General features: G+C 42.1%; 13 protein-coding genes. 3 read left to right on the top strand and 10 right to left on the bottom strand.

The annotated features are described in order from the left end of the window. Window positions 1-211: transposase (locus G470_RS0109345; RefSeq protein WP_028274593.1), on the top strand; the 211-nt coding region annotated here is incomplete at its 5' end. 79 nt (window positions 212-290) lie between these two features. Here the strand turns inward: G470_RS0109345 and G470_RS13270 are convergent. From G470_RS13270 to G470_RS0109325, 4 genes are all read right to left on the bottom strand, one after another. Then, window positions 291-818: an HD domain-containing protein gene (locus tag G470_RS13270; protein WP_035445479.1), complete on the bottom strand. Its 528-nt coding sequence runs from the start codon at window positions 816-818 to the stop codon at window positions 291-293. A gap of 198 nt (window positions 819-1,016) precedes the next feature. Next, window positions 1,017-1,778, bottom strand: coding sequence for a TrmH family RNA methyltransferase (locus G470_RS0109335; RefSeq protein WP_028274592.1), 762 nt, complete (start codon window positions 1,776-1,778; stop codon window positions 1,017-1,019). A 78-nt stretch (window positions 1,779-1,856) separates the two neighbouring features. Next, the gene (locus G470_RS0109330; protein ID WP_028274591.1) at window positions 1,857-3,167 is read right to left on the bottom strand and encodes a murein hydrolase activator EnvC family protein; all 1,311 of its coding nucleotides are present in this window, start codon (window positions 3,165-3,167) and stop codon (window positions 1,857-1,859) included. A gap of 384 nt (window positions 3,168-3,551) precedes the next feature. Beyond that, window positions 3,552-4,001, bottom strand: a complete 450-nt coding sequence (locus tag G470_RS0109325; protein ID WP_028274590.1) for an SRPBCC family protein — start codon at window positions 3,999-4,001, stop codon at window positions 3,552-3,554. Between the two features lie 146 nt (window positions 4,002-4,147). Between G470_RS0109325 and G470_RS0109320 the strand changes: the two genes are divergently transcribed. Continuing rightward, entirely contained in the window at window positions 4,148-5,281 is a 1,134-nt protein-coding gene (locus G470_RS0109320) for a plasmid pRiA4b ORF-3 family protein (RefSeq protein WP_156908047.1), read from the top strand. Between the two features lie 57 nt (window positions 5,282-5,338). On the opposite strand, the gene ald is transcribed toward G470_RS0109320, so the two are convergent. Together ald and G470_RS13265 are read right to left on the bottom strand one after the other, a co-directional pair. Further along, window positions 5,339-6,454, bottom strand: coding sequence for an alanine dehydrogenase (ald, locus tag G470_RS0109315; protein WP_028274588.1), 1,116 nt, complete (start codon window positions 6,452-6,454; stop codon window positions 5,339-5,341). 273 nt (window positions 6,455-6,727) lie between these two features. Continuing rightward, the gene (locus G470_RS13265) at window positions 6,728-8,437 is read right to left on the bottom strand and encodes a methyl-accepting chemotaxis protein (protein WP_035445477.1); all 1,710 of its coding nucleotides are present in this window, start codon (window positions 8,435-8,437) and stop codon (window positions 6,728-6,730) included. A gap of 132 nt (window positions 8,438-8,569) precedes the next feature. Here G470_RS13265 and G470_RS0109305 point away from each other — a divergent pair, with 132 nt between their 5' ends. Next, complete coding sequence (locus G470_RS0109305) at window positions 8,570-9,316, top strand: GNAT family N-acetyltransferase (protein ID WP_028274587.1); 747 nt, start codon at window positions 8,570-8,572, stop codon at window positions 9,314-9,316. A gap of 45 nt (window positions 9,317-9,361) precedes the next feature. Here the strand turns inward: G470_RS0109305 and G470_RS0109300 are convergent, their stop codons facing one another. The 4 genes from G470_RS0109300 to G470_RS14195 all read right to left on the bottom strand — a co-directional run. Further along, complete coding sequence (locus G470_RS0109300; RefSeq protein ID WP_028274586.1) at window positions 9,362-12,001, bottom strand: cation-translocating P-type ATPase; 2,640 nt, start codon at window positions 11,999-12,001, stop codon at window positions 9,362-9,364. Window positions 12,002-12,175: 174 nt separating this feature from the next. Beyond that, the gene (locus G470_RS0109295; RefSeq protein ID WP_028274585.1) at window positions 12,176-12,802 is read right to left on the bottom strand and encodes a carbonic anhydrase; all 627 of its coding nucleotides are present in this window, start codon (window positions 12,800-12,802) and stop codon (window positions 12,176-12,178) included. 153 nt (window positions 12,803-12,955) lie between these two features. Further along, window positions 12,956-13,375, bottom strand: a complete 420-nt coding sequence (locus G470_RS0109290) for a pyridoxamine 5'-phosphate oxidase family protein (RefSeq protein WP_028274584.1) — start codon at window positions 13,373-13,375, stop codon at window positions 12,956-12,958. Window positions 13,376-13,536: 161 nt separating this feature from the next. Continuing rightward, window positions 13,537-13,809 (bottom strand): IS30 family transposase (locus G470_RS14195; protein WP_156908045.1); only part of this gene is annotated, 273 nt, incomplete at its 5' end.

Below are 13,809 nucleotides of genomic sequence, written 5' to 3'. Positions count from 1 at the left end.
TACAGAAGCAGAAAAGCTTTTATCTAAAGAAGGTTCAACAATCTTTGCCAAACGAAAGATTGATGTTGAGCCAGTCTTTGGCCAGATAAAGGCTAATTTAGGGTTCACTCGATTTAACCTAAGGGGTAAATCGAAGGTAAAAACAGACATCGGGTTGGTCTTGATGGCCAACAATCTGAAGAAATATGCAAAAAATAATGTAATAAAATAAGAGAACTTACAAATTCTTTGACAGAAAATGTAAGTTCTCTTTTATTTTAGAATCCAGGACCTTTTGTCCCAGCCTCGTTTTATATTTGTGCTGGTTTCAGCCTTAACACCCAATCGGTAACTTTCCCTTTGATCTTTTCTTTTACCGGATTCGAAACTTCGCTGATTGCGCAGTATTTATCTACACAAGAGACGACAAAGCTTTCTTTGTAACGCGGAACACCGCTGCGAAGTGTCGTCATAAACATGTGTTTCAAGATGATGTCTTGTTCCATATCGTTTAATTCAGTGATAGTAGCTGCATTTTTCAACGCAATCTTTGGATGGGCACAATTATGAGAACCCATATCCAATGTGGCAATTTCTTCTCTGCATTCCAAAAAGAAATCATGAAGCAAACCGGCACGAGCCACCGCACGAGCATCTAAATTCATTCGTTTAGCGATTCGATAACTCACATAAGAAACAAAAATAGAGTGTGCCAAGCGCGTTGTGAAGTGGTGATGTGTAATTTCATCTAATTTATTTAATTCTTCGTTTTCAAGTAAATCTGCAATCAGGGCTACATATTCTTCGTCTTGTTGCCAAGTAGATGGAACGAATTGCATGTAAGCTCTCCTTTTACTAAGTAAATATTTCATGTTAAACATTCACTATTTAGTGTGTAGTCGCCATTTTGCATCGACTAACGTCCATTATACAAGCAAGGCGTTATTTTTTAAAGTGATTCCGTTGCATCAAAAACAAATGTAAATAGTTCGTCATCTTCTTGCCACAAATAGTCTTCATCTTGTATCACTCTTTCGTTATTCGCTCTGCAGCAGGCGGAACATCAAAATACCGGCTGCCACAGCCACGTTCAAAGATTCCGCCTGTCCTTTGATAGGAATGTACAAATTTTTATCTGTCATTTCCAAAATTTCCGGGCGCACCCCTTGGCCTTCGTTCCCCATGATTAAGGCAAAAGGCCCGTTAGGCCGGATGTGTTGATACGATGAAGCTTTTTCGTCCAATGCAGTCCCATAGACAGGGTATCCGTGAGTCTGAAAGGCACGAATCCATTCCCCTAAATCCCCTTGCCTTACATCCAAATGAAAATGACTGCCTTGGGTTGAGCGTAGTGTTTTATCATTATACAAATCGGCGGTCCCTTCTCCAAGAACGACTCCAGCGAATCCTGCCGCATCCGCTGTACGAATCATTGTCCCCACATTGCCAGGATCTTGAACTGCATCTAACAGCAGATACGCCCCTTTTATTTCACCGGCCGTTTCTTGGGATGGGATGTCAACAATTGCAAATACTCCTTGAGTGGCTCCTGTTTCTGCCAAATAAGCGGCCACGTCTTCGGACACGTACACGGCTTTTTCTTCAGGAAAGGCACCTAAGTTGGAAACGTCTGCCTCTTCGCTGATGATCAGTGTATCAATCGGCGCTCCATGAAGGAGAGCTTCTTCTACTAGATGAAATCCTTCTAATATATACTGGCCCGCTTTTTTACGGCCTTTTCTTGTCATAAGTTTTTTCCATTCTTTGACTCGCTTATTGTTGACCGAACGGATTTCCATGTGACCTCTCCTCTTTTTCTTTTCATTGTAAACGAAAAACCACTCTTCAGGAAGAGTGGTTTTTCAACAGTAATGGTATTACATTCCTAGATATGGAGCCGGGTCAACAGTTCTTCCGTTTTTGTACACTTCAAAGTGCAAGTGAACTCCTGTGGAAGCTCCGGTTGTTCCCATGATACCAAGTTGTTGGCCCTGAGAAACTTTTTGTCCAGGAGCCACACGCAGACTGCCTGCTTGCATATGTGCGTAGAGAGTTTGCAATCCGTTACCGTGGTCGATCTTCACATAGTAACCCCAGCCGCCGTTGTAAGTAGCTTGGACAACTGTTCCGCTTTGAGCTGCTACAATCGGACCGCCGCCGCTGATATCCAAACCAGCGTGTAATTTTTTGTATCCATAAATCGGGTGAGTACGGTATCCGTAATTGGATGTTTTGTATCCATTAGCCGGACGGATGAAGCCAGAACTGCTGGATGAACTGGATGAAGAACTCGTTTGGCTGGCAGAAGAAGATTTTGACTGTGCCGCAGCTTGGACCTCCGCCTGCTTACGTGCTTTTTCTTCCGCTGCTTTTTGAATAGCTGCTTGTCTTTTTCGTTCTTCTTCGATGATGCGCTGCTGCTCTTTTTGCATTTCTTTGTCTAACGTGCTTGTTTTTTGAGCGATCACTTGTTGCTCTTGGACGAAAGATTTCTTCTCTTCTTCATTCATTTGGTACATCTCAGCGACTTGAATGATTTTGTCATCCAATTCTGCTTTGGATGCTACCAAGTTATTGCGGTCAACTTCCATTTCCGCTTTAATTTTTTCAATTTGTTCTTTTTCAGCTTGAACTTGTGCTTCTGTTTCTTCCAAAGCTTTCTTGTCGTTTTCTTGTTCAATCACAATGTTTTTGTTTGCTGTAACAATCTGATTAACCAAGCCGACGCGTCCGATCAAGTCAGACAAGCTTTCTGCTGACACAATGATATCCAACATGTTGTTTGGATCGCCTTGTGTTTGGACAGCACGTGCTTGATTCGCCAATTTTTCTTCGCGTCGTTCGATTTGTTCTTTCAGTTTTTCAATTTCTTTTTTCAGACGTTCAATTTCTGCGATTGTCTCATCTAATTTTTCTTGTTGCTCTTGGAGTTTTCTAACCAAGTCATCGATTTTTCGTTGAAGATCCGCGACTTCGTTTTCCAACTGAGCTTTTTCTTCCGCTAAGCTTCTCATGTTTTTTTCGCGGTCTTGAATTTCCTTTTGTACTTCACTGGAACGATCTTGCAATTGATTTTTCTCTTGTTGCAATTCATCTAATCTGCTGGCTTCTGCCGTTTCGGCCGGCATGATGAAGCTTCCTGCAAAAAGCATTGAGGCAATGAGCCCCACTGTCCATCTTTTATTCACACGTATCCTCCTAGTAGTCTTTCTATTTCATAATTTCATTTGTTTTATTTAATGTAATTTCTCGTGTTTTCACTGATTGAGTTTTTTAAACTCAAAACTACATGAAGGATACCATGGAAAAAACGCGTATGAGATTTAATTTGGGTTACAAAAATTCGAGCGTTTGTTACACAATTGTATTATTTCATCCTGCAAGACCTACAACTAAAAACGTACACAACGAATTCACATCAACCTTTCTAAAGCCCTTCGCAAAATTTTAAAATCGTTGTTTGTGACTTTTTTCGTTTGAATGAAAATTGACAATTAAGAATAACTTCCGTTATCAAAAAAACTCACGGGCAGAGACTCTCTCTCCGACCATGAGTTTGGAATAACTCGTATTTAGTTTAGTTGATCATAATCAATGGTTTCTTGGGTATAAACTATATTATGTTCCAGGTAAACTTTCAATAAATTCAATGCTTCTCCCCAATTGACTGCATGCAGGACCAGCGCCTGCATATCTGCTTCAGAAGTGGAGAATCCTGTTTCTTCAAATGCCAGCAAAGTTCCATTTTTGTAGGGTTCCAACGCAAATGAAACAATGGTACGGGAGTCCGCCGGCTGCCAAGAAAAAGCTAATCCCTGTCCTGGAGTGGCATCTTGAATTTCTCCAATCAGTTCTTTCGTCTGGCTTCCTTTCCAATTGAGCCGAATACTTCCTTCACCGTTCGCATTCGATTGAAATTCAGCACCGGATAACCACGATGCCCACCCTTCGTTTGTGGTGAGTGCTTTATACACTTGTTCTGGAGAAGCCTCAATGTACACATTGTGCGGTATATTAACCATTCTTAGTCTCCTTCCTCATTGGATGCGCCATCATGACATTTTTATTCTATCAAACATCTGCTTTCTGCCAAACCATAATGCTTCTCATTCCCTCTTATTTGAAAAATGTTCTAAAATCGGTGAAGATTGATATGAGGTGATAGTTTGTGGTATACGTACTAAAAATGAAATTAAAGGATACAGCTTATCCAGCTGAGCGGATTGTTCATGTACGTAAAGAAACTTCTTTTCGACAGCTGCATCATATTATTCAAGCTGTCTATGATTGGCACGGAGGAGCTGCCCACATTTTTACGTCTGGGCGGAATGGCATTGAACCCCGTTGGATTGGAAACACCAGTTTGAAAAACGAGCGTTTTATGGACGGAGAAAGCATTCCGGTATTGGATGAAACATCGGAACAAATTCGCGACTGGTTGAACCAGCCAGGCGATCAGTTGATATACCGATATAACCCCCAACAAGATTGGCTGCATTCTGTGGAATTATTGGAAATCATAGAGCCGGATGAGTCCATTTTGTATCCTGTTTGTGTGGAGGCATTTCACGATTCGCCTCTGGAAACAGAACCGAATGGAGTGCTCCAAGAAGCACATGCTCCCGAAGAATTGGTCACATTCGTGAATGAATCGCTGAAGCGGTCGCTTTCCATCATTAATGCAGATGAAGCAAAAAATCAAGATGCTGTTTGGGAGCAACTGCTACTTCTTTCTCGTATTTATTACGAAGAGATGCCGTGGAATCATTTGTCCACTGAACAAGTTTTTGTCTTAGTCGATCCTGAAACAGGAACCACCCTGTTTTGTTCCGTCAGTGGAAAACAAGAGGACGTTCCTGGGTTAAACGTTTATATCGGTGAAGAGTCTTTCAGTCAGGTACTGGAAAGTTCTGCTCTTCTCGAAGCTACTGATGACACACTCCAAGCTGCCTTCGCGCTGAACCGTATTGAGGCATTGGGCTTGGTCTACAAAACTGAAGAGGAGTTGGACAACGAAGACTTGCATTTGCTGGAAGACCACTCTGTGCTGTTTAGCAATCGACAGGCATTGCCTGCTTTTTCCAGCATTTCTCCGGATCATTCCGTTCCCATGAAATTACATACGGATGAAACCCGTTGGATGATTCTCGCTTTGGAACAAACGTTGGAAATCATTGATTTAATCAAAAAGGGATTGGAAGTCCCTGTACTGCAAGAAGCTTCCGTTATGCTGGCCAGAGTCTACTCCCCTGAATACGATCAATTTATTAACAGCGAAATGAAAGTTATTCGGAGACATTAAACGTACAAAAAGACACTTCCTTTTAATCGGAAGTGTCTTTTGCATTGCTCAGCAGATTTAAATCAAGTCTTCCAACGGGATATAGTCAAATCCCAGGTCGTTTGCGACACCTTCATTGGTGACTTTTCCTTGATACGTATTCACGCCTGTGGCAAGCGAAGGATTGTCTTTCATCGCTTCTGCCACGCCCTTATTGGCCAATTCAAGTGCATACGGCATCGTGTCGTTCGTCAATGCCAATGTAGCTGTTTTCGGCACCGCTCCTGGAATATTAGCCACACCATAGTGAAGAACACCATGTTTTTCTACAATCGGATCATCGTGTGTGGTTGGCTCATTGAGGGTTTCAAAGTTTCCGCCTTGGTCAATGGAAATGTCTACAATGACAGACCCTTTTTCCATTGATTGGACCATTTCTTCAGTAACCAATTTCGGTGCTTTGCGTCCTGGAATGAGCACAGACCCGATTACCAAATCAGACTCTTTCACTGCATTGGCAATATTTTCTGGATTGGACGCAAGTGTTTGAATTTCTCCCGGACCAAACATGTGAATCAACTCGCGCATCCGGTCTGGATTCAATTCAATAATGTTGACGTTGGCACGCATACCGATCGCCATTCGAGCAGCATTCTCTCCAACGACTCCGCCGCCGATGATGGTTACCGTTCCTCTTTCTACACCTGTAACGCCGCTCAAGAGGACACCTTTTCCACCTTCATTTTTTTCAAGGTAACGGGCACCGATTTGGACCGCCATTCGTCCCGCCACTTCGCTCATCGGAGTCAAAAGAGGCAGTTTTCCGTCTACTTCCACCGTCTCATAACCAATACCAGTCACTTCGTTTTCAACTAAAGCTTTTGTCAATTCTGGATTGGCTGAAAGATGAAGATACGTGAATAGGATCAAACCTTTTCGCAAATACTGATATTCTGTATCCAACGGTTCTTTTACTTTCATAATCATGTCAGATTGATTCCAAACATCTTCCGCTTTATCAATGAGTTCTGCGCCTCTTTCTTTGTACTCCTCATTTTCAAAGCCGCTTCCAACTCCTGCATCCTTTTCGATCAATACTTTGTGTCCGTTGGAAATCAGGTTTTCAACCGCTGCTGGGGTCAAAGCCACCCGATTCTCGTTGTTCTTGATTTCTCTAGGGACTCCAATAATCATAATTAAGTATGCTCCTTTTTTATTAATTGTCCTTTGTCAATGATTCACAACTTCTGTTTACTTATTTCAAAAGTGTTTGGACAAATTCTATTCACAATTATAACGCAAACGGCCTCTGTTTGTAAAATGTCCTCTCCGTAAAGGAAAAGAGAGCGGGACAAAATGCGTTTAGACCCGAACCACTGGAGCGCATTTTCGCTGGCCTATTCGGAAACGCAGAAGAGGCTGGGACAAAAGTCCCTGCCTCTCTCTTTTCTAGTAATTTTTCAGAAGTTACTCATTGTTCTTGAAAAAATTAAAAGTCTGTACTGTTTGATTTAGTTCTTCAGACAAAGACGCCAATTCTGATGCACTGGCAGATACAGTTTGAGTGGTTTCAGTGATCTGCTGAGAAGATGCAGCGGTTTGTTCCACTCCAGCCGCTGACTCTTCAGAAACAGCGGCTATGTCATCTATGGCGCCATTCATGGCTTTACCTGTATCTGAAATCGTGCCCAGCTTATCAAGAATACCGTTCAACTGATTGTTCATTTCCTGGACAGCCTGGTCAATTTGTTGAAACGTTCCTTCTGTTTCTTCAATCGACGCAGAGCCTTCTTCCACTTGAACAAAACTTTCTGATAAAGATTGAGAAACAATGGCAGATTCCTTTTGAATGGTGGCAACGAATCCCGTGATATCTTTTACTGAATCAGAAACTTGTTCTGCCAACTTCCGTACTTCATCTGCCACAACTGCGAATCCTTTCCCCTGCTCGCCCGCTCGTGCCGCTTCAATAGCGGCATTCAGTGCCAACAGATTTGTTTGATCTGAAATTTCTTGGACAATGGTCACCAACTTTGTAATTTGATTGGCCTGCTCACTTAAATCTTCCATTCGTTGAACCGAGTTTCTTACGAGCGTATAAATTTGATTCATCTGATTCGAGGAAGATGTCATACTGGCTCTGCCTTCTTCAGACAACAGCAACACCTCTTCCGATCTGTTCACTGTTTCTGCGCCATTCTGGTAGACTATTCCAATTTCTTGAACAAATGAATCCATCTTGGAAGCCAATTCTGATACGGTGGACGCTTGCGTTTCTGTTCCGGAGCTCAGTTCCTGCATAGTAGCAGCGATTTGCTCCGTTTCGCTCTGTACGCCTTCTGCCGACAAAGCCAACTGTTGACTGTGGTTGGATGTTTTTTCGGCTACCCGCGTAATATGGCTCAAAGTTTCCGTGAGACTTCTACTCATTTCGTCAGCCGCTGACATTAATTGTCCGGTCTCGTCTTGCACAGAAGTTCTAAACGCCTCATGAGTCAAGTCACCAGCTGCCAATTGCTTCATCCGTTCCGTCACTTTTTTCAATGGCGCGGTGATGTGAGTCGATACAAGCAGGGCTACAGTAATGGTGACTATAATAACCACTGTTGAAGTGATTAAGTTCATGCGTGACAAGGAAACATTAGCTTGTTGCAAACCTTGAAGAGCAGCTGTCATCGCAGCTTGACGTTCTGCTGCCAGTTCATTGAACCCTTCCACCAAATCCATACTGAGAGGCTGTACTTCTTCCTGCATTAATCGAGCAGCTGATTCGGCCTCCCCTTCATTCACCAGATGAACCAACTCATCCGTACGAATACCCCAATCTATTTTCTTAGAAATCAAATTTTCTAATGTTTCGGAATTACTTGCAGCCAATGCTTCATTTTCCAATGCAATGCTCTCTTCTATCCCTGCTTCAAATTCCTCTATGTATAATGGATCATTTGTAATCACGTATCCTTGCAAAAGATTTGTTCGGACAGACATGTTCTGAGCCAATTGATTATCCAATACCAATAACTTTTGCTCTTGGTTCAAAACAGTCTCGATCTCTTGAGTCATCGCTCTCATGCCTATGTAATTAATCATGCCGATAACAAATGTCAATCCAATAACGACAGAAAAGCCAGCTAACAGCCTTCCTTTAATACTTCTAAATTGCAACTTTCTTTTCATCCTTTCTCTCCTTTATTCCGAAATAATTAACTTCCTTATTGGATATCGGTTGTAATCATTAAAAATTAAGAGGATTCCCTCAAATTGAGCTATAATGAAATCATCTACTCCAGTAAATAAGAGAGGTTCTATATGATTACATTCCAGTCTATCCATCCACACAGTACTTTGGTTGAAGAAAATGAATTTTATCGGCTGTATTACAATGCTGATGCACCTTACATGTATGACTATAATTGTATGTATCTGAAATACCAGCCGACTTTGGAAGAATTCAAGCTGATTGAAAAAATCCAATTGGAGTTCCACGAAGATATGGGGTTGGAGCACGTGAAATTTTACTGGCCGCAGGATACAGGCTTTTCACAACCGGTGCTCGATTACTTTATAGAGCAGGATTACGGTGTCCAATTGTTAGAGTTGTACGCTGTTCATCCACGTGACTTTATGGGCCGTAACCCTCACCCGGATGTTCAGTTTGAATTCGTTTCGGAAGATTCTCTTTCTGATTTCAAACAAATCAGTTACCTGCAAGACTTGGATATAGGAAAATCATTTACAGACCAAAAACAATCGTTGTATGACTTGAAGTTTGAAGATCCTTTTATCCGGCAGATCATCGCTTACCTGGATAATGAGCCTGTGGGAGGCGTGGATATTATTGAGAACAAAGGAACCGTTGAGATTGACAATCTCTTCGTCAACAAAGACCGTCAACACCAAGGCATTGCCACAGCCCTTCAGTTATTTGTTATGAAACAGGCTGGAGACCGCACAGTGATTTTAGTGGCGGACGGCGAAGACACGCCAAAGGATATGTACACTAAACAAAACTATATATATTTGGGTTTCCAAGCTGGAGCTCAAAAAGAACTATAAGTACAAAAAAAGGAGACTGGATTAAATTCCAGTCTCCTTCATTGTTTATTTATCTCTTCCTCTTATGAAGTTTTTATCAATTTCAACTGTTGCAATAATCGAAAGTGACATTAGGGCAGTAATGATCCAATGTGTTGCACCTAATTCCGCCAACATGAAAATGTCAGCCAAAAACGGAACCGCTGCAACCAATCCTGTCAAGACAACTGAAAAGAGCGTTGTCCAGAATACTACAGGGTTGGACATGAAGCCTATTTTGAAAATGGATTGTTTGCTTCGAACGACAAAGATGTTCAATGTGGAAGCCCACGCCAATGTCAAGAATGTCATCGTCTGAGCGACTTCGATGGATGGTTCGATTGCGCTGTCCAACTGTACGTTCGCTCCCAAGTAAAAGGCAATCAAGGAGATAACCAGAAGTGTCGTTGCTCCAACGCCGATAATTCGGTACCCGCCTCTGGCAAAGACACTTTCATTGCGTTCAATCGGAGCCTGCTTCATGATATCGGCATCTGCCTGTTCCCGGCTCAATCCAAAGCCTGGAATACCGTCCGCAATCACGTTGATAAAGAGTAAATGAATCGGCATCAACGGGACGCCCCATCCAAGAATAGATGCAATCAACATCAACAATACCTCAGCAACGTTCGCAGATAACAGGAAGTAAATAGTTTTACGGATGTTGTTGTATACCCGACGACCTTCTCCTACCGCTTGTACGATCGTTGCAAAGTTATCATCTGTCAGAATCATGTCTGATGCATTTTTAGCTACTTCTGTTCCGGCTTGTCCCATTGCGGTTCCTACATCAGCCGCATTCAAGGAAGGCGCATCGTTTACTCCGTCTCCAGTCATCGCGACAACTTCATCTCTGTCTTGCCAAGCTTTGACAATTCGGATTTTGTCTTCAGGAGATACACGGGCATACACGGCATAATCTTCGATATTTTGGTTGAGTTCTTCATCAGACAGTTTCTGCAACTCAGAACCTGTAATGGTTTTGGTTTCTTCGTTCGCTATCCCGATCTGTTTGGCAATAGCTGTGGCGGTCGCTGCGTGGTCTCCCGTAATCATGATTGGACGGATTCCCGCTTGTTTCGCTTCCTCCACCGCCTGTTTACTTTCTTCTCGCGGCGGGTCAATCATGCCGACAATACCGGCAAATACCATATCTGCTTCTAATTTATCCCGGTCTAATTCACCATTCGGCAATGTATCCAGTTCTTTGGAAGCAACCGCTAATACACGCAATGCATCATGGGCAAATTGATCGTGGATTTCTTCGGCATCATGAGTCATATTTTCCGGTTTGACAGACGTATCTTTGAGACGCTCGAAAGCCCCTTTTGAAATGGCTATATAACGTCCGTTGTACTCGTGAACAGTCGTCATACGCTTGGTGGTAGAATCAAATGGAAATTCTTGTACCCGCGGGAATTTTTTCTCCAGCTCTTCTTTCGACCAGCCCTTTTTCTCCAAAAGGTACACAATGGCTGCTTCTGTCGGATTTCCTTCTACTTTTAATTCTCCATTGTCTTTGTTTGCTTTTACATTGGATGCCAAAGCCATCATTTTCAGCATCCATTCTTCTTCTTCATTAAACTCGTCTGTTTCACTTTTTGGATCGTGAGCAGGCGACCATATTCGTTTGATGGTCATACGGTTTTGCGTCAAGGTTCCGGTTTTGTCGGATGCAATGACAGACGCACTGCCCAAGGTTTCCACTGCCGGCATGTTCCGGATGATGGCACTACGTTCGGCCATGTTTTGAACCCCATATGCCAATGTCAACGTCACAATAACAGGGAGAGTTTCTGGAACGGCTGCAATGGCCAGTGAAACAGCCAACATCAAGTTATCCAAAAATGACATATCGGTATTCAAATAATTGACAACGAAAATGATCGCTGCTGAAATAAAAGCCAATATAGCCAGACGTTTGGCCAATCCGTCGATTCTTTGTTGAAGAGGGGTTTTTTGTTCTTTTGTTTCTCCCAGCAAACCGGCAATGTGCCCCATTTCACTGTCCATTCCCACTGCAACAACGACCGCTTTTGCATTCCCGTTGGTGACAGAAGTACCTGAAAAAACGGTATGCTCCACGTCGCCAATTGGGGCGCCTTCTTCTACATCTGCGTTGGCATCTTTATCTACCGGCACACTTTCTCCAGTCAATGAAGATTCTTCTGTCTGCAAGTTATTGGCCTCTAACAAACGGGCATCAGCAGCAATTCCTTCTCCTGCTTCCAACAGCAATATATCCCCGCAGACTAGTTCATCGGCGTTGATTTTCTGCTCTTTCCCGTCTCGAATGACACGCGCTTCAGGCGAGGACATGCTCTTCAATGCTTCTAAAGCATCTTCCGCTTTTCCTTCTTGGTATATGGTCACCGCCATATTGATGAAGATAATCACGAAAATAACAATTGGTTCAGAAAATCCATGTCCTGGTTCAGAAAATGAAATGTACAATGACAAAAAACCTGCAAACAGCAAAATCAAGTTCATGACTTCTTTGAACTGGTTCAAGATTTTCGTAAACAACGACGTCTGTTTTTCCTCAGCCAATTCATTGCTTCCATATTTTTCCCGGTGTTCTTCTACTTGTTGGGCGGTTAGTCCCCGCTCCGGGTCGACATTTAATTCCTCAATAATCTCCTCGCGATTGTTCCTCTTGTATTCCATCCTATTCCTCCAATAATTTTTTATCTTTTTCTAACTACAGTTACACTACATCAAAATAAAATAAGGGCATCTCACACAAGTATTTGTTATACAACAAAAACCGCTTTTTGTGAGGTGTCCTTCTTTTATCATAACAGATTTTTTACGTCAAAACCATTTTTACGCTTTATTCATTCAAAAAACAGTACAAAACTGGTCTTTTTCTTCATCGAAGACAGCAATTTTCCCTGTTTCAATGGTGTAATGCCAGCCCTCTATTTCCAATTTTCCTTCTTCTACACGTTTCTGAATAAACTCATAATCCTTCAAATGGTTTACTTGTTCGATAAGATTTCTTTGTTCCATCAAACGATACTTGCTTTCATGGACGTGATTAGCCGCCTCTTTTTCTACGCGTTCTCGCACTGGTTCCAATACTTTCAGATAAGCTCTCGTGTAAGGCAGGTGTTCCATGGCCTGCGCTCCATCCAATGCCGCCTTGCATCCGCCACAGTTCGAATGGCCGCAAACAATGATTTGTTTGACATTCAATACTTCAACCGCAAATTCCACAGCGGACAGCGTGGTGAAATCTTGATAAGGGTCCTCCGGTGCAGGAATGATGTTGGCGATGTTTCGAATCGTGAACATATCACCGGGTTTTGCTCCAGTAAGCAACTGTGGATCAATTCTGGAGTCTGAGCATGTAATAAATAATGTATGTGGATGTTGCTCATGTGCCAATTCTTGGTAAAGCGGTTCTAAATGTTGACAAGTTACGGTATGGAAATGTTCCAGTCCACTTTTTGTTTCTTTGATCATAAGGGACGTTCCTTTCTTCAACAAATCAAACTAGAAATTAATTATACTAGCTGCTGTTTTCATATAAAAGCAATACGCACTTTTTTTCGAAAGGATTCCGTCAAAAAAACTGTACAGGATCATGCCGCTCTTGTACAGTTTCTACATTCTTTATTAAACGAGGTCGATGGACTCGACATCCGTGTTTTTTGTTCCTCGCAAACTAACTTTTTCCGGTTCCAGCTTCACAATCAAAATATTTGGGTCGTCTTTTCCATCAAAAATCATGTTCATGTACGGACTCCACAGATGCTCGATCAACTCCTGCTTGTCTGTGATAGATGCTTTTGCTTGAATTTCCACATAGTCTTTATCGAGGAGTCCTTCTTCGTAACATAAAAGGATGAATGCGTATGGGTTTGCTTTGATGTCTTCCACTTTGGATGTGCGCTTGTCTGTAATTGTAAAAAGTGTGAAGCCTTCATTGAAAAAAGTCATGTACCTTGCAGCCGGCTTATCATCTTTGATGGTAGATAAAACACCGACATTGTTCTTTTCAATGACTTTCAACGCTTTGTCTCTTGCATCAGCCATACTCTCTTCCTCCTTGTCTTATCTTCCACTTTCACTATGTCATAAACCATTCCGCAAAAGAAAAAAAGCACTTATTTAGTTATTGGAAACTCACTTGCCTTTCAGGTATAATAATTGAAACAGATGTAACTTTTTTAACCACCTTTTCCCTATTTGATTTGTCAAATTAAGCGAGACAAAATATCATTGTCTACATGATCTAAGAAACACTCAAGTGGTGTTCGATAATTTAATGACTTTCTTGGAATGTTGTTTCTTCTAGAAGAAACGCTTGAAATGTACTCTTGTGTAACTGAATTGAAATCCATTTCTTTTGGTAGACCGGTTTTTCGTAGTAACCCATTTGAATTTTCATTTAGAGCTCTTTGAGAGGGCGTGCCTGGGTCTGCAAAATAAATGTCGATATCCTGTTGATTGCTGATGTTTTTCCAGTT

Source organism: Atopococcus tabaci DSM 17538, from assembly GCF_000429585.1.
Classification (GTDB): Bacteria; Bacillota; Bacilli; order Lactobacillales; family Carnobacteriaceae_A; genus Atopococcus; species Atopococcus tabaci.
The sequence above is the reverse complement of the archived record's forward strand: the minus strand, read 5'-3'. Positions and strand labels throughout refer to the sequence as shown.